The sequence below is a fragment of the Priestia sp. SIMBA_032 genome (assembly GCF_046535215.1).
Classification (GTDB): Bacteria; Bacillota; Bacilli; order Bacillales; family Bacillaceae_H; genus Priestia; species Priestia aryabhattai.
Genome location: NZ_JAWRXD010000006.1, coordinates 20,856 through 45,427 on the forward strand (window position 1 = coordinate 20,856; position 24,572 = coordinate 45,427).

Genomic DNA, 24,572 nt, shown 5'->3' on the forward strand with positions numbered 1-24,572 from the left:
CTCCTACCTTTTCAAGTTATCTCATCAACTATTAGCAATAAAGAAGCATCCGACAATTAGAAGAATACAGCCGATAACTTGTTTTGTTGTAACTTTTTCTTTAATTAAAAAGTAACCGAAAGTTAATGTCCAAATATACGTAATAGACGTGAGCGGAAATACAATAGAATAAGGTAACAGCGTTAAAACATACACATTAAGCAGAGCTGCTGCCCCGTAAAAAAGGCCACCACCCACAAAACAAATAAGCGCTAACTTTATCTTTTTTTCATTTAAATACGTAGAAATATACTTGAAAAAGACAGCTCCAACTGAACCTAAAAGAGTCATAATAATTAAAAGTGGGATACTATTCATCTTGGCCACCTACTAAAATTACACCTACGATAATAATAAGAGTACCGACCAGCTTCATAGGGCTAATGGTTTCATTTAATAGAAAGAAACCAAGAGCGATGCTGATTACATATCCTAGGCTTAAAAATGGATGAAGCAAGGAAACTCTTTCAAATTTAAAAGCAGCAATCATAAACACCGCTCCTAATCCATAAAGGAAAAAACCAATAATTAAATTTAAGTTAAATGAAGCTTCGGACAACTTCCAAAAAAGTTGTCCAACAGCTGTAAACAGGGAAGCCACGATAATGAGTGTGATTCCTAGCTTTTTGTTGTAATTGCTCTCCATCAGGAGGTCACATCCTTTTCTTTCTGATCAAATCGGATAAAAGGAAGACCAATAAAGAAGAAAGACACAAATACGCTTGCTAATAAATATCGAAAATCTTGAGCCGGCAATGCTGCAAGAACAGAAAGCGTGTTAAGAGCCCACGGAATGACGATAATAAGTGACGTAATTCCTCTTCGAATCACTAGCATTAATGAAAATAATAAAATGACACAGTGATAAAAAGCTGGTTTCCATAAGAATGTAAAAACAGGGTGCTTAAAAATAGCTAAGTAAGCATTAGCAGTATGTGTAATAAATGGCTCGATTACTTTATTTTTAAGACCTAAATCATTGCCGTAATAAATGTTGGTTACATACGTATCCGTGTAGCCATCTTTAAAAGGGTTGATTTGCCATACTAAAGCTGTTTGTTTGAGAAAGCCTTCCGTGGCTAGATAAGGATTTTTGATGACAATGCTAGCATAGTTCTTAAAGTAAAGACCTAAATCATTAAAAATAAATTCGCGGTCGTAGTATTTCCACGTGAATTTAATGGGATCACTTTTGTATGGATTATACTTTTCTTTCCACAATTCAATAGGGAGCACTTTATTAAAATATTCGCGCTCTTCTTTTGACATCTTTCCATCATTTGAAATGATGTTTGCAATTTGTTGAGTTGGAATAGACAAAGCTTCATTTGGATCTGAAGGTTTTACATCAAGCCACGTGAACACAGGTCCTGTAACAATCTTTTGTAAAATAAAGACGACTAAAAAAATCGTGACAAGAGGTTTCCAATTTTTTCTGAATAAGACGATCATTAAAAGGAACGTCAAAACAAATACAGGAAAACCATTATGTCTAAAGAAAGCTACTCCAAATGCGGAAAGTAAAAGTAAGAAAAAGCTCGCTTTACTTTTAACCCAAGCACCTTTTGACAGATAAATTTTTGCAATGTTAACCGTAAAAAACAGAAGAAAAGCACTGTATAAAATGTCTTTCCAAATAATAATTGAAAAGATTAAAAAGCTTGGAATAATGACAATAATAGCTGTTAAAAGTCCAATCATAACAGGATGTGCTTTGCGTTTAATGAAAAAGTCAAACGTATAGGCGTATATGCTAACTACAACAACAATTTGTGTGAACGCTACAATGCCTGGATTATCCCATATTTTTGTCAGCAGCATAATGAGCCACGTAATCATAATAGGGTGCCAGTCGTTAAATTCTCCGTTATGTGCCTGTCTCCACTGTGCTAATGAATCGGGAGTCATGGCCGCTGGGAAAAAGGCGAACCAGTAATATAGACTAACGGCTAAAATAAGAATCGTAACAATTCCTAGATACCGCTTTGGGTGTGCAAATGTATAATGAAAATCGTTTATCTGTTTAATAGCGCTGAGTACAGCGGCCGTCAGCAGCATTGCCAATAAAGTACGGCTGATGGCATACAAAACGAGTGAAAAAATAGTTGAGCTCGTCATATGTAAGTTATCTAAAAGTGAAAACTGTACGATAAACGAAAAAACAATCAGCAATAGCCATTCTAGCGGTTTAAATGAAGCATAAGCTCTATTTTTATAAATAAAAATAGAGCTTATGCTGGTAAATACAAGTGCAGCAAAAAGGGAAAGATAGTGAACACCGTCTGGATTACCAATACTTAAACCGATAAGAATAATTAAAGCTGTTACTGTCAGCAGTAAAATACTTTTTTTATTCTTCATCATTGTTATTCTCCTACTTGTTCAATCTGTTCAATTTTTTTATTTAGTTCTAATTCATATTGCTTGCGATTTAATGAAGCAATTGTATCTAGAATTAATCCACAGACGAAAGATAAAACACCTAACACCATCAATCCAGTTGCTAAGATAGATGAAGGCACTTTCGTAATAAAGCCTGTATCAAAAAATTCATAAAGTACAGGAGCACCAACAGCTAATCCTGCGACAATAAATAACACTGTCCAAATGGAGAAGAACTGAAGCGGCTTGTACTCTTTAAATAACGTAAAAATCATTCGTAACACTTTAAATCCATCAGAGAACGTATTAAGTTTCGATTCGCTGCCTTCAGGTCGATCGCGATAATCGATCGCGATTTCTTTTAGGCGGAATCGTTTATCTAACGCGTGAAGGCTCATTTCTGTTTCAATCTCAAATCCTGGACTCATCACAGGAATTGATTTTACAAATAATTTATCGTACGCACGATAACCTGTCATGATATCTTTAATATTACTTTTGTACAGGCCGTTAATTAAAGAACGTACTAAGTTGTTACCAAAATTATGGAAAGCACGTTTGTTTTCTTCGAGATACGTTCCGTTTGATAAACGATCTCCAATGACCATGTTAGCTTCTCGATTTCTAATAGGCTCAATTAATTGATGAACAAACTCTGCAGGGTACGTATCATCTCCATCTACCATGACATAGCAATCTGCATCAATTTCTTGGAACATTGAACGTACAACGTTTCCTTTTCCTTGCTTGAATTCTTTTTTGACGATTGCGCCGTGTTCAAGTGCAATTTCACTTGTACGATCTTTTGAATTGTTGTCGTATACATAAATATCTGCACTAGGCAGTTCGCGTTTGAAATCGTCAATTACTTTTCCAATTGTTACTTCCTCGTTATAACAAGGAATTAAAACTGCGACTTTCATTTTTCCACCTCATCAAAAAAAATTGTTGGGAGCTGTTCAGCAATTACATCTACTGTGTAGCGGTTTGCTGTTTGTAACGCCTGTTGAGACATTTGCTGTTTCACATCTTCAGGAAGATTAATAAAAGCCTGTAGCTGTGAAGCTAGTTCGTCTACATTTCTAGGCTCAAAAAATAGACCATTCTTTCCGTCTATAATGTAATCTTTTAGACCACCAATCTGACTCCCAATCACGGGTGCTCCGCAAGCCATAGCTTCGAGGCCGACTAAGCCCAAACTTTCTCCTTTTCTTACGGTCGGAAACACGAATGCTTCAATCGCATTATATACGTAAGCAAGAGAGGACTGAGGAAGCAGAGGGAAATGGATGACTTTTTCCTCTAGACCTAGAGTCTTGATCATTTCCTTAAATGCAGCTTCGTCTTTTCCGCTTCCAACGTATAGGTATTTGTAAGAAGTGGGCGTTTGTTGTTCAGCTTTTGCAATTGCTTGCAGATAGTATTCCCATCCTTTACCCACATCAATGCGGCTTACACATCCAATGTAATGGATAGTAGGGTCCAAGTTTAGTTCTTGATAAGCTTTGCTTTTATCTGCATAAGGATGAAACAGATCTTTATTCACTCCTCCGCTTGGAAAAATATAGATTGGGTTATGAACCTTATATTTCTCTTCAACGAGCCCTTTATAGTAGGGAGAAGGAGTAATAATTTTAGTGGAATGGTGCAATAAGTCATTTACTCTAGGCTGATATTTTTCCTGTGAAGCTACTTCAGGTACAACATCTGAACCATGCACGTTTGTCACAATCTTCACATTCTTCTTTAGCTTTTTGAGAATCAGCAGTGGAAGAGCATTATGAGATGCATAGTGTACGTAAAGATAGTCGTAGTTTTTTGTTAAGCCCGTCACAATGACATTGGCATAATGAGAGGCATAGCTAAAAAGCTTGCTTAATTTGCTTGTCTTTTTTTGCATGACAATTTTATCAACTTGAATATCATGTTGAACTAAAATTTTTTCAGTGTTTTGAACAAATACACCATAGCTCGGGAATTGTTCAGAAGGATACATATTTGAAATCAACAAAATTTTCATGATTGTTTCACACCTATTTTTCTTTATTAGTTTATGATAATGACAACGGGTGTTCATTTAAATAGAGCTTACATGTATCATCTTACTATTAAGTTGAGCGATTTCATTGATAAACATGCAAAAATGGGTTGCATATCGTCAACATCACAATATTATAGCACACCTACTTTTTAAAATGCGAAAGTTTATCGGACACTTCTAAAACGATAGATAAAGCAGTAAAGAAGATGATTTTCACATAATCACAATCACAAGAAAAAAGCGAACGCTATTCGTTCGCTTTATGTCACTTATTTCACTTCAATACTTACCCCAAAATGGTCAGAAACAACGGGATAATGTATGCCGTTAAAAACTACAGTCGATGATTGAATATCCTGAGCATGACTAGATAGAATTAGATCAAGGCGCAGCGCCCGTTCATTATCATCCCATCCAGCAATGTTCCCTTTAACTGTAATACCGCTATCTTTCTTGTTCGATAGAGTATACGTATCATAGAGGCCTTGACTCAACAGGTAATCGTAACCTTCATTTCGTCTATGAGCGTCATTATTAAAGTCTCCAAGTAGGAAAAACGGGTTATCTTTGTGTACATGAGCTAGCAACGTATCAACTTGCTGCTTGAATGGCTCTTCCTCGTCATCCCACCAGCCGAGATGACAAGAATAAAACGTAAGGAGCTCTTTTTCATATTCGATTGTTGCTCCAACAATTCTTCTCGTTTTCCAATAGTCAATATTTGACGTTTGTGAAACAAAAAATGAATGCTCTTCAATAATTGGGTGTTTCGTTAAAACGGCAATTCCTTCTTCATACACTTCATAGCCTATATGAGATAAATCCCATACCAATTGATAGTCTTCACCTTGTTTGCCCAGTTCTTTTGCTAAAAGCCAAGCGTAATTATCGCTACGAATGTAGTCATGTACATAAGGTGCATCTATTTTTTGGCTTACTTCCTGTAAAGCAATGACATCATATTCTTCTTTTTTAATTACTTCAGCTAGACAAGATAACTTGTCTAGCTGATTTTCCTCTTGCCAAGAGTGGCAATTTAACGTTAATAGCTTCATTATGTTAAGCTCCTAACAAATCTTGAATGTCGGATTTCAAAACATCCGCTTTAGGTCCATAAATAGCTTGTACCCCTTTATCTTTCAAGATTAAACCAAGGGCTCCGTTTTGTTTCCACTCACTTTCTCCTGCAACGGCATGTATATCTTTTACCGTTACACGTAAGCGAGTCATACAAGCATCAACGTCTTCAATATTGTTTTCTCCACCAAGCAGTCCAATAATGACTGGGGCAAGCGAATCATTTTTCACCTGCTTGCTGCTTGTTGCAGTTGTTTCTTCATCAATATAGTTTCCGTTGCGTCCCGGCGTTGGGAAGTTAAAACGTTTGATTAAGAAGTTTGCCACTCCAAAGTTTAAGCCAAAGAATACAAGGCAGGCGATGACAAAATTCATTAAGTCAGCCCATAGTCCCGCTTTGATAATCATTGGTGTACGTGTTAATAGTTCAATTACGCCAAATGAGTGTACGCGAACATGAACAATATCAACAATGGCAAAAGCCAGTCCCGTCATAATGGCGTATACGACGTATAGAAGAGGCGCCGCGAACATGAACATAAATTCAATCGGTTCTGTTACGCCTGTTAAGAAAACAGCTAGTCCAGCTGAAAAGAACATTGAACGATATTTTGAGCGTTTGTCAGGATCTACGTTGCGATACATTGCTAAAGCGATTCCAATTAATGACGCACAAGATAAAATCATCTGTCCTACTTTAAATCGTGCAGGTGTAACGTCATGTAAGAGCTGCTTGTAGCTGTCCATATCTCCTGCAGCGCGGAAGTTGTTTAAGTCTGCAATCCACGCAAGCCACAAAGGATCTTGACCGGCAACAGTGGAACCTGCTCCAGAACCCGTTAAAATTTTGTACGTACCGCCTAGCTCCGTGTAGTTCATAGGAACTGTCAGCATATGATGTAGACCAAACGGAAGAAGGAGACGCTCTAATGCTCCGAAAATAAATGGTGCCAGAATAGGAGCTGTATCTCTAGATGTTGCAATCCACTGTCCGAAGCTGTTTAGTGAACCTTGGATGAACGGCCATACAATGGATAAAAGCAGTGCCGTTACAACTGAACCACCGATGACCACAAATGGTACGAAGCGCTTGCCGTTAAAAAACGAAAGGGCTTCAGGCAATTTATCATAATTGTAATATTTGTTGAATAAATTTGCGCCTAAGAAACCAGCGATAATTCCTACGAATACTCCCATGTTAAGAGCGGGAGATCCTAAAATAGATGTGAAGTAGTCTTTTACAACTAATTCTTGTCCAAACAGTGATTGAACCGTTGCTTTTGAATCTGAGAGCATTTCTGCTTTAACTCCAAAAATGGCTCCTGTAATTCGATTAATAAGAACGAATGCAATGAGTGCAGCAAATGCACCGCCAGCACGTTCTTTTGCCCAAGATCCCCCGATGGCAACAGCGAACAAGATGTGAAGATTTGTAATGATGCCCCATCCTATATCTTCCATCACTCGTGCAATTGTTTGTACAGCAGTGATGTCTCCCCCAGTCATCGCAACCAGTTTTCCAAGTGAAATCATAATACCAGCTGCGGGCATAACCGCTACTACTACTAATAAAGCCTTACCAAATTTCTGCCAAAAATCAAATGAAAAGAACTTCTTCATAGTTTTTCCCCTTCCCCTATGTATGGGTTTTCATTTTATTTTTTGATAAACTATATTTTTAAAATAGTGCAACCGTTTGCATAACCTTATTGTAATAAAAGGGCTTTCATAATGCAATACTGTAATTTCTCTTTTTTTGAAAAAATTATTCAGGAATTACAAATGATGAAAAAATTTTTATGATAAAGTGAACAATACCAACGGTATTTTAACATGATGGAATGTAATAAAAGCATTTAAGTAATGGCATAAAGATAAGTACAGAGGAGGATAATATGAAAAAAGAAGAGCTACAAGCAATTATTTTTGATTTAGACGGTGTTATTGCAGATACGGTACATTTATATTATAGAGCAAATAAAAAAGTAGCAGATCAACTTAACGTTTCGTTTTCTCCAGAACTGAATCAGCAGCTGCAGGGAATCAGCAGAGTGAAAACTGTAGAACTCATTGCTGCACAAGGCAATGTACACCTGACAGTGGAAAAAAAAGAACAGCTTGCTGATGAAAAGAATAAGCATTATCAAGCATTAATAAGGGAAATGACAAGAAATCATTTACTTCCAGGAATACAATTGTTGTTAGAGGATTGTAAAAAACAAGGCATTAAAATGGGAATTGCTTCTTCTAGTTCAAATGCAAATACTGTAATAGATGCGCTAGGAATACGCTCTTTTTTTGATTGTATTGTGGATGTGAGAAAAATCAAGAAGGGAAAACCAGATCCAGAAATATTTTTGACAGCTGCCGATCAATTAAAAGTAAAACCCTATGCATGTGTGGCAATAGAAGATGGAGAGGCAGGTATAAAAGCTATTAATCAAACAGATATGGTTTCTATCGGCGTTGGTAAGCATCTGAGGGAAGAAGATGTAAATTTTTACGTATATTCAACAGCTGATTTGCATTTAAAGACGATCAAAGAGGTTTTCGAAAAAGCAAGAAAAGGAACAGATTATAACAGCGCGTATACAAAAAATTAGTAAATCTTTTACATGCAAGTAGCAAAGCGCTAAAAAACATATGCTAGAATAAAATAAGAGAGCAAAGATACATAGGAAGGGGTACATCATGATTAAATGTATTGCGATCGATATGGATGGAACGCTAGTAAATAGTGAACAAGTTGTAAGTAAAGAAAATGCCCAAGCGATTAAGACAGCTCAAAAGGCAGGGGTGGAAGTTGTTGTTGCTACGGGACGTTCTTATGAAGAAGCCCGTTATGTTTTAGAAGAAGCAGGACTTCATACATATTTAATTTGTGCAAACGGAGCAGAGCTTCGCAATCCACAAGGGGAAAAACAATATTCAGTAGGCATGACGATGGAATCTATTCGCGAAGTAGAAGATATTTTTAAGAAGTTTCAGCTGTACTTTGAAGTCTATACAAGTGAAGGTACGTATTCAAATGACTATGAAAAAGCTTTGTCCGTATTAATGGATATTTATTTAAGTGCTAGCTTAAAAGATAATTATGAAAAATCGTTAGAAGCGGCAAAAGAGCGTTTCAATAGCGGCAGAGTAAAGCTTATTGAAGAGTATGAAGCGTTGTTTCAAGATCCAAACAAGGACATTTATAAGCTGCTTGCTTTCTCTTTTGATGAAGAAAAGTTAGAACAGGCAAAAATAGAACTTGTGAAGTTAGATTCTATTGCAGTCAGTGCATCTGGTAAAGAAAATATTGAAATAAATGATGAAAATGCTCAAAAAGGAATTGCGGTTACGTCATTTGTTCAAGAACGCCATATTTCTTTAGAAGAAACGATGGCCATTGGAGACAATTATAACGATGTATCGATGTTTCAGCGAGTTGGACGTGCCGTAGCGATGGGAAATGCCCCTCAAGAAATTAAAGAGTTTGCCCATATAGTAACAGGAACAAATGACGAGCACGGCGTAGCTCAAGCTATCTTAAATGCGCTTGAAACAGTCAAACAATAAGCAAAGTAGAAAAGCATGCCTTTAGGCATGCTTTTTAGTTTGTTACTTTTTCTTTTTTACGACGGTATGCACCGTGATTTGTTGGTCCGACATATTGATTTAAAGCAAATGAATGGCGAATTGCTTCTGTAATAAACTCTTTTGCTGTATAAATAGCTTGTTTGACGTCACTGCCTTTTGCCAATTCAGCAGCAATCGCGGCTGAGTATGTGCATCCAGCACCGTGTGTAAATGTCGTTTCAATACGTTCAGACTCTAAGATCTCAAACGTCTTTCCGTCATAAAGCAAATCGATTGCTTTTTCGTGTGCTAATTTACTTCCACCTTTAATCAACACATATTTGGCACCAAGTTCAGAAATTTTCACGGCTGCTTCTTTCATTTGATCAACCGTTTTGATAGGGCCAAGTCCGCTTAATTGACTAGCTTCAAATAAATTAGGCGTTACGACTGTTGCTTTTGGAACTAGTACATCACGCAAGCTGACAGTTGTTTCCGGGTGAAGCGCTTCGTCTTCTCCTTTACATACCATCACAGGATCTACTACAACATTTTTTAAATCGTATTCTTCGATTGTTTTTGCGGCTAGTTCAATAATTTCCACTGAGCCAAGCATACCCGTTTTTAGAGCTTGTACACCCACGCCTTTTACAATTGTTTTCAACTGCTGTTCGACGGTTGCAGCTTCTTGTGGAAATACGTTATGAGACCAGCTGTTATCAGGATCCATTGTTACAATTGTTGTTAAAGCTGTCATTCCGTAAACACCAAGTTCTTGGAATGTTTTTAAATCTGCTTGAATACCAGCTCCGCCGCTGCTATCAGAACCGGCAATGGTTAATGCTTTATTCATTGTCATAAAAAATCCTCCCGTATTTTAAGTTCATAGAGAAAATCGAGTAAAATTTCTACCGGGCGGCTTTTAGTTGCCCAATGTGTTTTAGATAAATTTCTTCCATTCACTTTTTCTTCTATTTTATCGCTTTTAATGTAGATATTCAATTTCTAAAAACTGTATGAATCCTAAGTGTAATTTAGAATTATTATGACTGACTGTGAAGCATGAGTTAAATGAAAGTTAACGAATGAAATGTAAGGTGGCTTGAACATTTACTTTACATAAACTTAACAGTAACTACCTTCAGAAGTAATCGTATGCTAGAAAACCTCTTATTAAAAGGCTTTTTACCGTATTGTACAAGCACTCTTTTTCTTAATGAATAAAATAAATAGAAACTTAAGAAAGGGTGATTCACATAAAAAAACATTATAATCATGACAGTTATAAAGACGGTCCGGATTCTTCTAATCAATCACAGCTTCAAAAGAGAGATCACAAAGATCGTTATATAAAATCGAATTTAATAAGCGATAACTTCAAAACTGTTAAGACAGGTACTTTAAATGTTTGTATAATCGTATTACCAGGAGCTAAAGTTGATCGAAATTCCAAAGATGATCAGTCTATAGTTCCCAACCGTGTAAAAAGAGACATAGCGGCTGCTAATAGGATATGGAAACAATATGAGAAAAAACGATTAATCCAAGGTGTTACATTTACCATTACGCGTTCATTTGTTTTTTTAGAAAACATCAGTGGCATTGTTAGCAATGCGGAAAGCTTTCCAATTGGAGGGGCTAGTCATCTTACAATGGTACAAGCAATGCTTAAAACTGGCCGAAAAATTTGTCAAAACGCTGATGTATATGTGTTTTATATGAATGGAAACAGATTTGGGCCTATTAATTTTGACTATTCATCTACTCTTGCTGTAACCTATAACTCTTTTCCGCTTATTATTATGACAAATGCAAGTACAGATGAGTATCTCCTCGCACATGAATTAGGTCATTTTATGTTTATTACGAATCGGTTTAACGAGACGGATGATCCAGAACCTTTTCATGAACTAGATGGAAATCATAATAAAACGCCTGGTAACCTTATGTTTCCTACTCCTGAATTCTGGCCAATAGTACCGGAGATTACCGGTGAACAGATACACAAAGCTTTAAATAGTCGCGTTTTTTACAGCTAATTGTTGTTCATTCAAAATAAAAACGCCCTTAACAGAGGGTTAAGGACGTTTTTCACTATTTATTAGATAGAAGCTAATTCTTTTTCAAGAGCTACGTCTACTGATACATAATCATAACCTAAATCATGTGCAACTGCTTCGTACGTAATGGCTCCGTTTGCAACGTTCACTCCTAATTTTAACGCTTCGTTTTGAGCGATTGCTTTGTGAACACCTTTAGAAGCAATTTGAAGTGCGTAAGGTACCGTTACATTTGTTAGAGCAATCGTTGATGTGCGAGGAACCGCTCCCGGCATATTTGCAACTGCATAGTGTACAACACCGTGCTTTTCATAAGTCGGCTGATCGTGCGTTGTAATGTGGTCGATTGTTTCAACGATACCACCTTGGTCGATTGCTACGTCAACAATAACAGAACCTGGCTTCATTGATTTCACCATTTCTTCTGTTACTAGTTTTGGAGCTTTTGCACCTGGGATTAATACTGCGCCAATCACTAAATCTGACTCCGCTACTGCATCCGCAATGTTATAAGGGTTTGACACTAGCGTATTGATTTGGTTGCCAAAGATATCGTCTAATTGACGTAAGCGTTCAGGACTTAAATCAATAATTGTTACATCAGCACCTAGGCCGATTGCGATTTTTGCAGCATTTGTACCAACACCGCCGCCTCCAATAATCGTTACTTTTCCGCGGCTAACTCCAGGAACACCCGCTAGTAAAATTCCTTTTCCACCGTTTGATTTTTGAAGGAATTGTGCGCCGATTTGAGCAGCCATACGTCCTGCTACTTCGCTCATAGGTGTTAATAGAGGCAATGTACGATTTACTGCTACTGTTTCATAAGCAATGGCTGTTACGCCGCTATCTTTTAATGCTTTTGCTAGTGCTGGTTCAGCTGCTAAGTGAAGGTATGTGAATAAGATAAGACCTGGTCTAAAATAGCCGTATTCACTTGCTAGTGGTTCTTTTACTTTCATAACCATTTCAGCTTGTGCCCAAACGTCAGCAGCTGTCTCAACAATTTCAGCTCCAGCTTTTACATAATCTTCGTTTGTGAAGTTACTTCCAATACCCGCTTCATTTTCAATTAATACACGATGACCTGTACCAACAAATGATGCTACGCCTGCTGGTGTAATCGCTACTCGGTTTTCGTTGTTTTTGATTTCTTTTGGTACGCCAATAATCATGATTAATTTCCCCCTTGGTCGTTTGTGTAACTTTAGTATAAAGAAAGTTTTATGAAATTTCTTTGTCTAGAAAGAAGAATTGAAGAAGTGATTTTTGTTTAAACACACAAATGTAAACGCTTACTTATCGGAATTTTTGGTTTCCATGTAAGGTTATCTAACATCATAAGGAAATAAAAAGTAAAAAAAAGAGCTATTCATTTATTTTCTAATAAATGAATAGCTAAATGTTAAAAAAACTCACATTATCTGTTATTTTTTATATTTCATTAACTTAATATCAATATAAAGAGTCATTTTTTGATTAACGTCCTTTAAGTTAATATCACCAATCTCTGAAATTCGCTTTAATCGATAGCTAAGTGTATTCATATGCACATTTAATTCTTTTGCTGCTTCGTTAATATTATTATCATTATTTAAAAATACTTCGAGAGTCTCCACCAAGTTGCTATTATGACGAAGATCGTAATCAGTTAGCTTCTTTAAAGAATGGTTTTCAAATTGATCTTGCACGCGCTTTTCTAAAATAACATCAAGAAATTGATAAATACCTAATTCCTGATAGTTAATAATCTCTTTCGTTTCTTCTGGAAACTTACTTTTCATATCTAATACGTTCAAGGCTTCTTTATAACTTTTTTCGATATGATCGTGCGATGAATAAATACTGCTGCAGCTGGCTTTAATTTGAGTAACATCAAAGCGTTCATACATGTTGCCTCTAAAATAGTCTACAAAATCTCGCTGTTCATCAAGAGGGTTTTCAACTGCGTCCAAAGAAAGCAGTAAGATTAAATCATTGCAATCAATCGTGTAAAGCACGATTTTCAAGCGGTGCATCGTTTTTAGCATATACGAGATTTGACGTTCAGCTTCAGGCGTAATATCTTCTTGGAAGCGGAAGATAGCAATGGAAAACGTTGATGGAGCCGTAATTTGAGCTTCATAAAACGCTTCTGAAATTTCTTGGCGAGACTTAATGTGACCAGTTAATAATTTCCAGAAAAATTCCTGTGAACGTTCCTCTCGTTTATACTTTCGAATTTGAAGCTGCAGCAATTTATTTTTTAATACATTCGCAGCTTTTTTTAATAGATCTACTTCTTCGTCGCCTAGGGCTTTCTCAATTTCAACAGCCCAAATGAATCCTAGAACTTCTTCATTTTTCCAGATGGAAATAGCTATGCGATCTCCAAGCCCAATTTCATTTATATTTTTCACACGCACAGGTTCATTTGTCTCAAGCAGTTTAGGAATAATGCCTTCTTTCCATAAGTTGTTGATGACTTTTTCTGGAACTCTTCTTCCAATAATCGTGGCAATACGCGCCTGGTCCGTTCTTTCGTCGTGGGTGCTATAAGCTAATAAGCGATGGTTAGCATCTTCAATGGTAATAGGACAGTTTAATACTTCGCTAATGCGATCAGCGAATTCTTCAAGCGTATCAAAATTTTCCTTGAACGGATCTTTGATTGGTTTCGTCATATATAAAATCCCTCTTCATAAAACAAAATAAGTACTAGTGCAGCTTTTTTAGCTGCAGTAAATATAGTAAAACGGTAACAACCGTGTTGATCATCAATTCATTGAAATGATTAACTGCTTAATATTTTAACAAAAGTAATTGTTTAAGAAAATGTTAAAATGCGTCTAAAGGTAGTTAAGAATGTACGGATGATTCGTAACTGCGTTCATTTCACTTATTTTATCGAAATTTTCTTCAAAATAATCAATGTTCGGTGAGCATGATTCTTTTCAAGTGTGTATAATAAAACGTATGATTATGGTTATATCAAACTTGAATCTGTAACTTTCTTTATGATATGTTCAGTTACGATTAGGTTGACCAATTCATATTACACATGAAGGGAAGAATTTAACATGGCAAAACAACAAATCGGTGTTATCGGTTTAGCGGTTATGGGGAAAAACTTGGCGCTAAACATTGAGAGCAGAGGCTATTCTGTTTCAGTTTATAACCGCTCTCCTGAAAAGACAGAAGAGTTCCTAAAAACAGAAGCAGAAGGTAAAAATTTTGCAGGTACATACAGTGTGGAAGAGTTTATTAATTCTCTTGAAAAACCGCGTAAAATTTTATTAATGGTTAAAGCTGGTGCTGCTACAGATGCAACAATTGATTCGTTAAAACCATACTTAGAAAAAGGCGACATTTTAATCGATGGCGGAAATACATTCTTCCAGGATACAATTCGTCGTAACAAAGAGCTAGAAGAATTAGGTATCCATTTCATCGGTACAGGCGTATCCGGCGGAGAAGAAGGCGCATTAAAAGGACCTTCAATCATGCCTGGCGGACAAAAAGAAGCATATGAACTTGTAAAACCAATCTTAACAGCTATTTCAGCAAAAGTTGAAGGCGATGATTGCTGCACATACATTGGACCAAATGGTGCAGGTCACTACGTAAAAATGGTTCATAACGGCATCGAGTATGGGGATATGCAGTTAATTTGTGAAGCATACTTCATTATGAAAAACGTATTAGGTTTAGAAACAGATGAACTACATGAAGTATTTGCTGAATGGAATAAAGGCGAGCTAGATAGCTACTTAATTGAAATTACAGCAGATATCTTTACGAAAAAAGATGAAGAAACAGGTAAAGCACTTGTAGACGTTATTTTAGACACTGCAGGTCAAAAAGGTACAGGTAAATGGACAAGCCAAAGTGCGCTTGACTTAGGTGTACCACTACCAATCATTACGGAATCTGTATTTGCGCGCTTTATTTCAGCTATGAAAGAAGAACGTGTAAAAGCAAGCAAAGTATTAAGCGGTCCAAATGCAGCTGCATTTGAAGGCGATAAAACCGAATTAGTAGAAGCAATCCGTAAAGCATTGTACATGAGTAAAATTTGTTCATATGCGCAAGGGTTTGCTCAAATGAAAGCAGCTTCTGAAGAATATGACTGGAATTTACAGTACGGTGATATTGCAATGATTTTCCGTGGTGGTTGTATCATCCGTGCACAATTCTTACAAAAAATTAAAGAAGCTTACGATCGCGATGCAGATCTAACAAACTTATTGTTAGACCCATACTTTAAAGATATCGTAGAAGGCTATCAGTCGGCTCTTCGTGAAGTTATTTCAATTGCGGTTAAACAAGGTATTCCTGTACCAAGTTTCTCAAGTGCATTAGCTTACTATGACAGCTACCGTACAGAAACGCTACCAGCGAACCTTTTACAAGCGCAACGTGACTACTTCGGAGCTCACACATATCAACGTGTTGATAAAGAGGGCGTATTCCATACTGAGTGGTTAAAATAAAAAACAAAAAAAGCAGCTGTATACTACAGCTGCTTTTTTTATTTACTCTTTAGGTGAGAAGTTGTCTTCTCCAACTGGCCACCAGTGGAAGCCGTCTTCAGCAAGCAATGCGTCTGATTCTTTTGGTCCCATTGAACCTGATTCGTAGTTCGGGAAGTTTTGTGCTTTTGTGCTTTCCCATGCTTCTGAAATAGTATCAACAAATTTCCAAGAAAGGGCTACTTCATCCCAGTGAGTAAAGTTCGTTGCATCTCCAAGCATGCAATCATAAATAAGGCGTTCATAAGCTTCCGGTGTATTCATTTTATCTCCACAGTTATTGCAATAGTTCAAGTTAATCGGTGTGGATGATGTGGCACCTGGCGTTTTACGCGCGTTTAAGTGAAGCGTAATGCCTTCTTCCGGTTGGATATGAATGACAAGCAAGTTTGGATGAATTTCTTTATCTTTATTGAAATACAGGTTCATTGGTAAGTCTTTGAACTGTACAACAATTGTCGTTGCTTTTTCTTTCATGCGTTTACCTGTACGGATGTAAATCGGTACGCCAGCCCATCTGAAGTTATCAATCATAAGCTTACCAGATACAAACGTAGCGGTATTAGACTCAGGATCAACCGAGTTTCCTTCGCGATAGCCGATAACTTCTTCTCCTTCAAGTACACCTTTGCCGTATTGGCCTCGTACAAAATAATCATCTACTTCATCTACTGATAAAGAGCGAAGAGCACGTAATACTTTTACTTTTTCACTGCGAATTTCTTCCGGTGTTAATTTAATCGGCGGTTCCATTGCAAGCAGGGCTACCATTTGAAGCATATGGTTTTGTACCATATCTCGAAGGGCACCTGAAGATTCATAGTAACGGCCACGGTCTTCTACACCAAGCGTCTCGCTAGACGTAATTTGGATGTTTGAAATGTATTGGTTGTTCCACATCGGTTCAAACAGAGCATTTGCAAAACGGATAACTTCGATATTTTGCACCATTTCTTTACCGAGGTAGTGGTCGATACGATAAATTTGATCTTCCTTAAATGCATGGCGAATTTGTTCATTTAGTTCTTCAGCAGAAGGATAATCATGGCCAAATGGCTTTTCAATGACTAGGCGACTCCAACCTTCTGTTTGTGTTAAACCTTCATTTTTTAAATTCGAGGCAATTGTTCCGAAAAATTCAGGTGCCATTGCTAGATAGAAAATACGATTTCCAGGCACGTTGTATTGCTCATCCAGGCTTTCTGTTAGGCTTTTTAATTCTTGATAAGAAGCGACATCTGTTACGTCAAACGGTTGGTAATAAAAATGTGAAGCAAACTTTTCAATGTCAGCGTCACTGTTTTTGAAACTGCTCACTGATTTTTTTACATTTTCGCGTAATTCGTCATTAGTCCAAGGTCTTCTTGCGACACCAACAACAGCGAAATCTTCCGATAGTTTGTTCGCTTTATATAAGCGGAAAATAGAGGGGAATAACTTACGTTTTGCTAAATCACCTGTAGCGCCAAAAATTACGATAATGGATTTTGGTTGTACATTTGTCATTACTTCTAGGACCTCACTTTGTCGTAGTTACGTTCAATTTCTTTCCGCTTTAACAGACAACACTTAAATGAAATCTGGGGATTCATTGCCCGTTAAACTCGGCCTTTATAAACAAACGAATGATTGCTTGTTTACCTTTTCCTTTATGTATAGAACTACTAATAAATTGTAACGATTTTAAAGGGTTAACGCAAATAGATTAAAACAATTTGTAGTTATTATTCCATGTTTTTAACAAGTTTAAAAGTATTTTGTTTCGAATACGGAGAAAAAGCTACCGTTATTTTAACAGTAGCTTTTCTCATTTATTTATATTGATACAGGGAACCGATAGATTTTTTTGTTGAAAATGGCAGATCAGGGCTATCGGCGATGATAAAAATAGGACAGTGCATTAAAAGTGGATGTTTTTCGAAAAAAGAAGCATCAGCATGATAGATGGACGATAGGATAACAGGGAGCTGTTCTAAAAAGTGAAGGTAGCGTGTAATAGTTTCATCTGTTGATGTATGCGCACCGATGTAATAATACACAGTAAGGGAATAAAAACCTTTATCGAACACGAAGGATGCTAAATATTCATTCCGTTCTTTTTGCATATGATCGTAGGCAAATTCAATGCCGATTTGAATGGAAGGAACAGAAGTGTGTTGACCTGGGAAAACGGTGTATTTTCTTGGTATCATCGGTTCAACGGGTGTAACACCCAGGCTGTAGGTTACGTCTATTTGGTGGGGATTGCTAATGATCATATGGAATCCCTCCTTTAATATAAAAATACACTCTTTATAAGTGTATACAAAGTTTCATTGAACATGACAATATTAAAATATGCCCAGGCTCTCAGCATATTTAAAGCAGGCAACGTTTGAGCAGGTGGCAGAGTTTACGATAAAATAACAAAAAAGATTATTATGAGGTGATAAGCAGTGAGTATTTTAAAAAATGACTGGGCTCCTTTATTAGAAGAAGAATTTCAAAAAGACTATTACATACAGCTTCGAGAATTTTTAGTGGATGAATATAATCACCACACCATTTACCCTGATAAATATGATATTTTTAACGCTTTACACTATACGGATTATAAAAATGTAAAAGTTGTCATATTGGGACAAGATCCTTATCATGGACCAAATCAAGCGCATGGACTGAGCTTCTCTGTTCAACCAGGAGTAAAAACACCGCCTTCTTTAGTGAATATTTACAAAGAGCTGAAAAATGAAATGGATTATCACATTCCGAATAACGGTTATTTAGTCAAATGGGCAGAACAAGGTGTTCTTTTGCTTAACACTGTTTTGACGGTTAGAAGAGGGGAAGCGAATTCTCACAAAGGAAAAGGATGGGAACAGCTGACGGACCGCATTATTGAATTAGTAGCACAAAAAGAGGAGCCAGTCGTGTTTTTGCTGTGGGGCAAACATGCACAAGCTAAAAAAGAGCTCATTCATCATTCGCACCATTTAATTTTGGAAAGCCCGCATCCTAGCCCATTTTCAGCTAATCGAGGCTTTTTTGGCAATAATCATTTTCAACGAGCAAATGAGTTTTTGCTCCAACACGGACGTCAATCCATCGATTGGCAAATTGATGATGTGTAAAAGTGAGCATTTCATGAAGATTAGCTTCAGACATAGCCTCCTATTTCATCTTTTGATAAAATAGCTATATAAAGTCATATTGAATGTAAGATGAGGTGTCTACATGGATATAAAAATGGCGCAGCTCCTTGATAAAATTAGTGCAGAAGTACAAAAAGCAAAGCACCATTCGAATGGTGGGAACGTTCGAGATCAATTGGTTGCTATAAAAGCACTGTGTGAGCTTGCATTAGATCAAAATGAAGAGGTTCCAGTATCGAAACCTGGCTCGGTTTCAAAACCTGTTGTCATGTCTTCACCGGAAATTATGCAATCGCCTGAGATTATGCAGCAACAGATTATTCAGTCATCCAAACCTAATTTTGAGGGAACGAAATTGAAATCAGATGATGCAAACGGCGATAGTTTGTTTGATTTCTAAAGTGAGGAGAAAAAAATGAAACTATTTTTAATAATCGGTGCAATTAATGCGATGTTAGCGGTTGCTCTTGGTGCTTTTGGAGCACACGGGTTAGAAGGGAAAATCTCAGAGAAGTATTTAGAGGTATGGAAAACAGGAGTGCAGTACCAGATGTTCCATGCAATGGGGCTGTTTGTCATTGCGTTTCTATTAAGCAAATTTCCTCAGTCTTCTTTGCTAACAGCTTCGGGCTGGATTATGTTCGCCGGGATTGTGCTGTTTTCAGGCAGTCTTTATGTATTAAGTACGTCCGGCATTAAAGTTCTCGGCGCAATTACTCCGCTAGGTGGAGTAGCGTTTATTGTGGCTTGGATTTTAATTGTTGTTGCAGCTGTAAAATGGCTATAAAAAAACCCCTGAAAAGGGGTTTTTTTAACGCGGAGAATAATTGCTCAACTGCTGGCCTCCACCGCTAAACGGGTAGTTATATTTGATTGGACCCTCAAAAGTAATGTAATCGAGATAAACCATAAGGAGTAAATAACGGGTGCCAGTTTGCGGATCACTTAAAATGATATGATCGCGTCCGGCTGCTTCAATTTCTCCTCTAAAGACCTTCGCGTTCCACTGCGTATTATTTTCAAACGTCATATATACAGTCGCTATTTTTCCTCGATTTAAACGTAAAATATTTTCAATATATGATTCTTCAATGGGCAGTTGATTTGGGTCTTGCGGGGCACCACTGCCTCCAGAAGAGGTAGGGGGCGGACCTCCTTGGCTTTGCCCTTGAACCTGCTGGCCGCCTGGTTGGGGCTGCTGCGGCTGAGGCATATAATAAGGGTAGTTTGGACTCATATACGGATTTTGCATATATTGCTGTTGCGGTTGATTAGACTTTGGTTTTTTCATAGGAACCTCCTTCAAACAAAAAGAAATTAGTAAACTCCTGGACAATCAGCTTGAGTTGGTGCAAAGAAACAGTGAGATTTAAATCGTCCTGTGTTATTTTGGTTATACCATTGAGCAGGACAGTCGCCGCTGAGCTTGAAAAACCACAGTGAGTTTTCCGCGGGGTTAAAACGTTCCCCTCTTAATACACGTCGTGCAAGTGTAATTTCAGACTGGCGGGCACGCTGGTAAAAGTAGCCTTTTTGAGTTGCTTCAAATCCGCCTGGGTTTTGAAACACCATCTGACGAATGGTTCTTATATTTCTAAAATCCAAACAGGGAGCTTTAGCGCGGTTCACGCCTACATTTCCTACCAGTAACATCCCTTGTTTTCCTTCACTTTCAGCTTCAGCTCGAATGAGTCTGGCTAGGAGCTTAACATCTTCTTCGTTGTGTGCAACGACTGCCATTATCCCACCTCGCTTACTTGTGACACTGTTGTATATATATGGTCCTGCAAGTGCGAATATGCCATGGCTAGAAAATAAAAAACCTGTTTCCACTTGGAAACAGGTTTTTTTTAGATAAAGCTCATTGATATTTATTGCCCTAGGCGTTACAAAAGAGATGAACGCTTTTGCGGCTTAGTTTAAACGTGTAAAAAGCGTGCAATAGCTTCTTCTTTTAATAAATTTCCGACAAAGAAGCTGCCAAATTCCCCGTAGCGAGCACTTACTTCGTCAAAACGCATTTCGTATACTAATTTTTTAAATTGAAGTACGTCATCTGCAAAAAGAGTAACGCCCCACTCGTAATCATCAAAACCAACAGAACCCGTGATGATTTGCTTTACTTTTCCAGCGTATTGACGTCCAATCATTCCATGACTGCGCATTAAGCTGCGTCGTTCTTTCATAGGAAGCATGTACCAATTGTCATTTCCTTGACGACGTTTATCCATTGGATAAAAGCAAACATGACTAGCTTTTGGTAAAGTTGGATATAGTCTAGCTTGGATTTGAGGATTTTCATAAGGATCCTCCCCAGCAGGTAAGTAGTTGCTTAATTCAACTACTGATACATATGAATAAGTAGGAATGGTAAACTCAGCAAGCTTTGTTTTATTAAATTCCGTTTCAATTTCATTTAGTTCTTCCATAGTAGGACGAACAAGCATTAGCATAAAATCTGCTTTTTGACCGACAATGGTATATAAAGCATGACTGCCTTGCTGCTCAGCTTCAGTTCCTTTCCATTTCTCAATCAATCCTAAAAATTCATGGATAGCCGCTTGACGATCATCGCTTGATAACTGCTTCCAAGCGCCCCAATCGATTGAACGGAAATCATGAAGTGCATACCAACCGTCTAATGTTTGTGCTGCTTCTGCCATTTCGTTTCACTCCTATTGTCCGATTATGATAAATTCCAATTCTACTATATCATAGTTTGTCCGAAGATCTGGAATGAAAAACCTGTGATTTTGTGACTAAACTTTAAACAATTGTCACAAAGTAAAAACAGGTTTTATTTTAAGTGTTAGTGGAAAATTAAGAATTAAAAGACTTTTTCGTAATCATGGATTCTTGAAGGACATGCCTTTGATTTTTAAAAAAAGTGGAGTATCCTATTATGAGAAAAGTTTTTTACATATCGAGGAGGATTTACTTTGAGTGATTTATTTACAGGTTTAAAACAAAAAGTATCAGCTAGCGATGTATCAATCGTATTCCCAGAGGGATTAGATGAGCGCGTATTAGGTGCTGTTTCTCGTTTAGCTGCCGACAATATCTTAAAGCCTATCGTTGTTGGAAATAAAGACGCTGTAGCATCAAAAGCAGCAGAACTAAACGTAAAATTAGACGGTGTTGAGGTTTTGGATCCTCAAAGCTACTCTGAATTTGATGAAATGGTTGCAGCATTTGTTGAGCGTCGTAAAGGCAAGGCAACAGAAGAAGATGCTCGCAAAATTTTATTAGATGAAAATTATTTTGGCACAATGCTTGTTCATATGAACAAAGCTGACGGTCTTGTAAGCGGAGCTGCTCATTCTACAGCAGACACAGTGCGACCTGCTCTACAAATTATCAAAACAAGACAAGGTGTTAAGAAAACATCTGGCGTATTTATCATGGTTCGCGGCGACCAAAAATACGTATTTGCTGACTGTGCAATTAATATTTCACCTGACAGCCAAGATTTAGCTGAAATTGCTATCGAAAGTGCTCGTACAGCTGAAATGTTCGATATCGATCCTCGTGTTGCTATGCTAAGCTTCTCAACAAAAGGATCAGCAAAATCTCCGGAAACAGAAAAGGTAGCAAACGCAGTAGAAATTGCAAAAGAATTAGCACCAAGCGTAACATTAGACGGCGAATTCCAATTCGATGCAGCATTTGTTCCTTCTGTAGCTGAAAAGAAAGCACCAGGTTCAGTGATCAAAGGAGATGCAAATGTATTTGTATTCCCAAGCCTTGAAGCAGGTAACATTGGTTACAAAATTGCACAGCGCTTAGGAAACTTCGAAGCAGTAGGTCCAATCTTACAAGGTCTAAACAAACCGGTAAACGATCTATCTCGCGGTTGTAACGAAGAAGATGTGTACAAGCTTGCTTTAATCACAGCAGCTCAAGCACTTTAATAAAAAAAACTCCGTCCTAGGGCGGAGTTTTTTTATTGGGCTAATGAACCCAATGCTTTTTCGTTGCGGTCATACATGCGCTGCAGCTGCGTCTCAAACAGCTCTTGTTCGGTAGCATTTAAAGGCATATTTACAAGAGAAGAGCCCATGCTATTTAGTGTTTGCAATAAAAGCAGCATGACATCAGATACAGTTAACTCAATTTGTAATAGCTCAGATAGAGAAGCCATTGTGTGAGGCTTGATATCTGGGTATGAAAATTTAGTTTCTGTGTTTTGGAGACCGTTTTTGTAAAACTCTTGAATGAGAGAAGCGCGTTTAGAGCCGCTTCCGTTAACGCATAAGTAAATTTGTACAGCCACTCCGCCGCGAACGCGTCGCTGTGAAATGCCTGCAAACTTTTGGTTACGAATGCTTAAATCAAAGCTGCCAGGGCAATAGGAGCCTACGATTTCCTTTGCTTCAATTGCGGTGCCGTAAGATGCAAACATGGCCTTAATCAAATCAAACATGGCTTCATAGCCACGATCAATATCAATTCCTTTTTCTGCATCTGGAAAAATTAAAGAAATGTTTAAAACATCCTGATCAAGTACGACAGCGAGGCCGCCTGAATTGCGGACGATTGTTTTATACCCTTGTTCATTTAAATAAGCTGCACCTTCAGCTAGGTGAGGGAGCTTTGTATCTTGAATGCCTAATACAATCGTATCGTGATGCACCCATGAGCGCATGACAGCTGGAGATTCGCCTCTTCCAACGGTTGTACAAAGCGTGTCATCGATGGCAAAAGAATGACGGGCATCAAAATGAGGACCTAGACTGGATTGATCAATAATACGCCAAGCGGGCTGTGCTAAAAGTTTTAAACTATTCTGCTGCATATCTCAAACCCCTTTATAAACAGTAAACGAACATATTATAGCATAAAGGCGTCATATCATTGTCTGTAAAATAGAAAAAGAAGAAAGAAGAGCCAAGTTTGGCATCTCTCTTTCTTCGTTCGTATAGCTTATTCAGCCATTTTCTCAAGATTTCCGTTACGATCCATTTTAAACGTAGTAGAAGAACGTTCTTCTTCATCAAATAGAGCTAACTTCCGCGCACGGTTCATGATTTGCATTAATGTTTCATAGTCTTCTTGAATAGTAGTAGCATTAGCTTCGAGATGTTTAATTTGTTTTTCCAACTCTGTGTTTTTCTTAGCTAACTCTGCATTTTCTTGCATCAAGCGTTTGTTTTCGCTTTGCAATGCCTGTAAATTGCTCGCTTGATTTGGCATTGTTTGCAAAAAGCGAATAACGTCAGCCATTGAAAGCCCTTCACTGCTGCTTTTTTCTACTTGTGTTTCAGATAAGCTATATGTTGCTGTAGGTGCAGACATCATTTGTTCCACATGCTCTACAGATGCTGGTGGCGTATATAATAATTTCTTTTTGCCTTGCTCTTGTCCAAGTGCACGCATGCGCTGTTTTCGCTGTTTTTTAGCTAGCTGCAGTGCTTTTTCATACTGATGGCGTACCACAGCATTCCATCTGAATCCACATGCTGCTGACGTTCGATTTAATTCATCTCCAACTTCTTCAAACGCATTCAGCTGCGTACTTCCTTCGCGGACATGGCGCAATACTGTTTCAGCTAATAATAAGTCGTTTTCTTCTGTCCAAGCATCTTGTCTATCTTTCACTTTGTTCACTCCTCTATTTTCCATGACTCATAGTAATCATGTTTTGTAGTATCATCATGTACAAAAAATCCATACTTTATACCATTTCTTCTAGGAGTATGATAGATTTTGCTTCTTTCTTTAACTTGCATCGGACTTCAAATAGGGGTAAAATACCCCTTAGACAAAATGA

At 37.6% G+C, this 24,572-nt stretch carries 25 protein-coding genes; 8 read left to right on the forward strand and 17 right to left on the reverse strand.

What is annotated here, in order from left to right:
- Positions 1 to 24 precede the first annotated feature (24 nt).
- The 7 genes from SB717_RS19385 to SB717_RS19415 form a co-directional block, all read right to left on the reverse strand.
- A complete protein-coding gene (locus SB717_RS19385) occupies positions 25 to 357 on the reverse strand; it encodes an EamA family transporter (protein WP_014457712.1) in 333 nt (110 codons plus the stop codon).
- On the reverse strand, positions 350 to 685 hold the full coding sequence (locus SB717_RS19390; protein ID WP_013059873.1) for an EamA family transporter: 336 nt from the start codon (positions 683 to 685) through the stop codon (positions 350 to 352). Before SB717_RS19390 ends, SB717_RS19385 begins: the two co-directional genes overlap by 8 nt.
- On the reverse strand, positions 685 to 2,403 hold the full coding sequence (locus SB717_RS19395) for a DUF6020 family protein (protein WP_144646130.1): 1,719 nt from the start codon (positions 2,401 to 2,403) through the stop codon (positions 685 to 687). The genes SB717_RS19390 and SB717_RS19395 overlap by 1 nt, the downstream gene beginning before the upstream one ends.
- A 2-nt stretch (positions 2,404 to 2,405) precedes the next feature.
- A complete protein-coding gene (locus SB717_RS19400; RefSeq protein ID WP_013059871.1) occupies positions 2,406 to 3,344 on the reverse strand; it encodes a glycosyltransferase family 2 protein in 939 nt (312 codons plus the stop codon).
- On the reverse strand, positions 3,341 to 4,441 hold the full coding sequence (locus SB717_RS19405) for a glycosyltransferase family 4 protein (RefSeq protein WP_410904504.1): 1,101 nt from the start codon (positions 4,439 to 4,441) through the stop codon (positions 3,341 to 3,343). The genes SB717_RS19400 and SB717_RS19405 overlap by 4 nt, the downstream gene beginning before the upstream one ends.
- 290 nt (positions 4,442 to 4,731) lie before the next feature.
- Positions 4,732 to 5,517, reverse strand: a complete 786-nt coding sequence (locus SB717_RS19410) for an endonuclease/exonuclease/phosphatase family protein (RefSeq protein ID WP_074681873.1) — start codon at positions 5,515 to 5,517, stop codon at positions 4,732 to 4,734.
- A gap of 4 nt (positions 5,518 to 5,521) precedes the next feature.
- Complete coding sequence (locus tag SB717_RS19415) at positions 5,522 to 7,159, reverse strand: PTS transporter subunit IIBC (protein ID WP_074681872.1); 1,638 nt, start codon at positions 7,157 to 7,159, stop codon at positions 5,522 to 5,524.
- A 275-nt stretch (positions 7,160 to 7,434) separates the two neighbouring features.
- On the opposite strand from SB717_RS19415, the gene pgmB reads away from it, so the two are divergent.
- Positions 7,435 to 8,142 carry a beta-phosphoglucomutase gene (pgmB, locus tag SB717_RS19420; protein ID WP_074681871.1) on the forward strand — a complete coding sequence of 236 codons (708 nt, stop codon included), beginning with the start codon at positions 7,435 to 7,437 and terminating at the stop codon, positions 8,140 to 8,142.
- Between the two features lie 88 nt (positions 8,143 to 8,230).
- Entirely contained in the window at positions 8,231 to 9,100 is an 870-nt protein-coding gene (locus SB717_RS19425) for a Cof-type HAD-IIB family hydrolase (RefSeq protein ID WP_014457719.1), read from the forward strand.
- A 34-nt stretch (positions 9,101 to 9,134) separates the two neighbouring features.
- Here SB717_RS19425 and pdxK read toward each other — a convergent pair whose 3' ends face one another.
- A complete protein-coding gene (gene pdxK / locus SB717_RS19430) occupies positions 9,135 to 9,959 on the reverse strand; it encodes a pyridoxine/pyridoxal/pyridoxamine kinase (protein ID WP_071270030.1) in 825 nt (274 codons plus the stop codon).
- Between the two features lie 388 nt (positions 9,960 to 10,347).
- Here pdxK and SB717_RS19435 point away from each other — a divergent pair, with 388 nt between their 5' ends.
- Entirely contained in the window at positions 10,348 to 11,139 is a 792-nt protein-coding gene (locus tag SB717_RS19435; RefSeq protein WP_074681869.1) for a hypothetical protein, read from the forward strand.
- Between the two features lie 62 nt (positions 11,140 to 11,201).
- Here the strand turns inward: SB717_RS19435 and ald are convergent, their stop codons facing one another.
- Positions 11,202 to 12,335 carry an alanine dehydrogenase gene (ald, locus tag SB717_RS19440; RefSeq protein ID WP_071270026.1) on the reverse strand — a complete coding sequence of 378 codons (1,134 nt, stop codon included), beginning with the start codon at positions 12,333 to 12,335 and terminating at the stop codon, positions 11,202 to 11,204.
- 252 nt (positions 12,336 to 12,587) lie between these two features.
- Positions 12,588 to 13,823: a PucR family transcriptional regulator gene (locus SB717_RS19445; RefSeq protein ID WP_182006416.1), complete on the reverse strand. Its 1,236-nt coding sequence runs from the start codon at positions 13,821 to 13,823 to the stop codon at positions 12,588 to 12,590.
- 396 nt (positions 13,824 to 14,219) lie between these two features.
- Between SB717_RS19445 and gndA the strand changes: the two genes are divergently transcribed.
- Positions 14,220 to 15,632: an NADP-dependent phosphogluconate dehydrogenase gene (gndA, locus tag SB717_RS19450; protein WP_013059861.1), complete on the forward strand. Its 1,413-nt coding sequence runs from the start codon at positions 14,220 to 14,222 to the stop codon at positions 15,630 to 15,632.
- Positions 15,633 to 15,674: 42 nt separating this feature from the next.
- On the opposite strand, the gene zwf is transcribed toward gndA, so the two are convergent.
- Both zwf and SB717_RS19460 read right to left on the reverse strand, forming a co-directional pair.
- Complete coding sequence (zwf, locus tag SB717_RS19455; RefSeq protein WP_074681867.1) at positions 15,675 to 17,177, reverse strand: glucose-6-phosphate dehydrogenase; 1,503 nt, start codon at positions 17,175 to 17,177, stop codon at positions 15,675 to 15,677.
- Positions 17,178 to 17,482: 305 nt separating this feature from the next.
- Positions 17,483 to 17,929 (reverse strand): staygreen family protein, encoded by a 447-nt coding sequence (locus tag SB717_RS19460; protein WP_025752460.1) that lies wholly within the window; start codon positions 17,927 to 17,929, stop codon positions 17,483 to 17,485.
- Between the two features lie 177 nt (positions 17,930 to 18,106).
- Between SB717_RS19460 and SB717_RS19465 the strand changes: the two genes are divergently transcribed.
- The 3 genes from SB717_RS19465 to SB717_RS19475 all read left to right on the forward strand — a co-directional run bounded on the left by SB717_RS19465 (position 18,107) and on the right by SB717_RS19475 (position 19,589).
- The gene (locus SB717_RS19465; RefSeq protein ID WP_028411955.1) at positions 18,107 to 18,781 is read left to right on the forward strand and encodes a uracil-DNA glycosylase; all 675 of its coding nucleotides are present in this window, start codon (positions 18,107 to 18,109) and stop codon (positions 18,779 to 18,781) included.
- Between the two features lie 103 nt (positions 18,782 to 18,884).
- On the forward strand, positions 18,885 to 19,202 hold the full coding sequence (locus SB717_RS19470; RefSeq protein WP_410904505.1) for a YwdI family protein: 318 nt from the start codon (positions 18,885 to 18,887) through the stop codon (positions 19,200 to 19,202).
- Between the two features lie 15 nt (positions 19,203 to 19,217).
- Positions 19,218 to 19,589 (forward strand): DUF423 domain-containing protein, encoded by a 372-nt coding sequence (locus tag SB717_RS19475; protein ID WP_013059856.1) that lies wholly within the window; start codon positions 19,218 to 19,220, stop codon positions 19,587 to 19,589.
- A 24-nt stretch (positions 19,590 to 19,613) separates the two neighbouring features.
- On the opposite strand, the gene gerQ is transcribed toward SB717_RS19475, so the two are convergent.
- The 3 genes from gerQ to hemQ form a co-directional block, all read right to left on the reverse strand.
- A complete protein-coding gene (gene gerQ / locus SB717_RS19480) occupies positions 19,614 to 20,093 on the reverse strand; it encodes a spore coat protein GerQ (protein WP_013059855.1) in 480 nt (159 codons plus the stop codon).
- A 26-nt stretch (positions 20,094 to 20,119) separates the two neighbouring features.
- Positions 20,120 to 20,542 carry a cell wall hydrolase gene (locus SB717_RS19485; RefSeq protein ID WP_410904506.1) on the reverse strand — a complete coding sequence of 141 codons (423 nt, stop codon included), beginning with the start codon at positions 20,540 to 20,542 and terminating at the stop codon, positions 20,120 to 20,122.
- Between the two features lie 179 nt (positions 20,543 to 20,721).
- Positions 20,722 to 21,465 (reverse strand): hydrogen peroxide-dependent heme synthase, encoded by a 744-nt coding sequence (hemQ, locus tag SB717_RS19490; protein ID WP_410904507.1) that lies wholly within the window; start codon positions 21,463 to 21,465, stop codon positions 20,722 to 20,724.
- A gap of 276 nt (positions 21,466 to 21,741) precedes the next feature.
- On the opposite strand from hemQ, the gene pta reads away from it, so the two are divergent.
- Entirely contained in the window at positions 21,742 to 22,713 is a 972-nt protein-coding gene (gene pta / locus SB717_RS19495; RefSeq protein WP_013059853.1) for a phosphate acetyltransferase, read from the forward strand.
- 32 nt (positions 22,714 to 22,745) lie between these two features.
- Here the strand turns inward: pta and lipL are convergent, their stop codons facing one another.
- Complete coding sequence (lipL, locus tag SB717_RS19500; protein WP_410904508.1) at positions 22,746 to 23,597, reverse strand: octanoyl-[GcvH]:protein N-octanoyltransferase; 852 nt, start codon at positions 23,595 to 23,597, stop codon at positions 22,746 to 22,748.
- Positions 23,598 to 23,725: 128 nt separating this feature from the next.
- A complete protein-coding gene (locus tag SB717_RS19505) occupies positions 23,726 to 24,400 on the reverse strand; it encodes an RsfA family transcriptional regulator (protein WP_310648989.1) in 675 nt (224 codons plus the stop codon).
- Positions 24,401 to 24,572 lie beyond the last annotated feature (172 nt).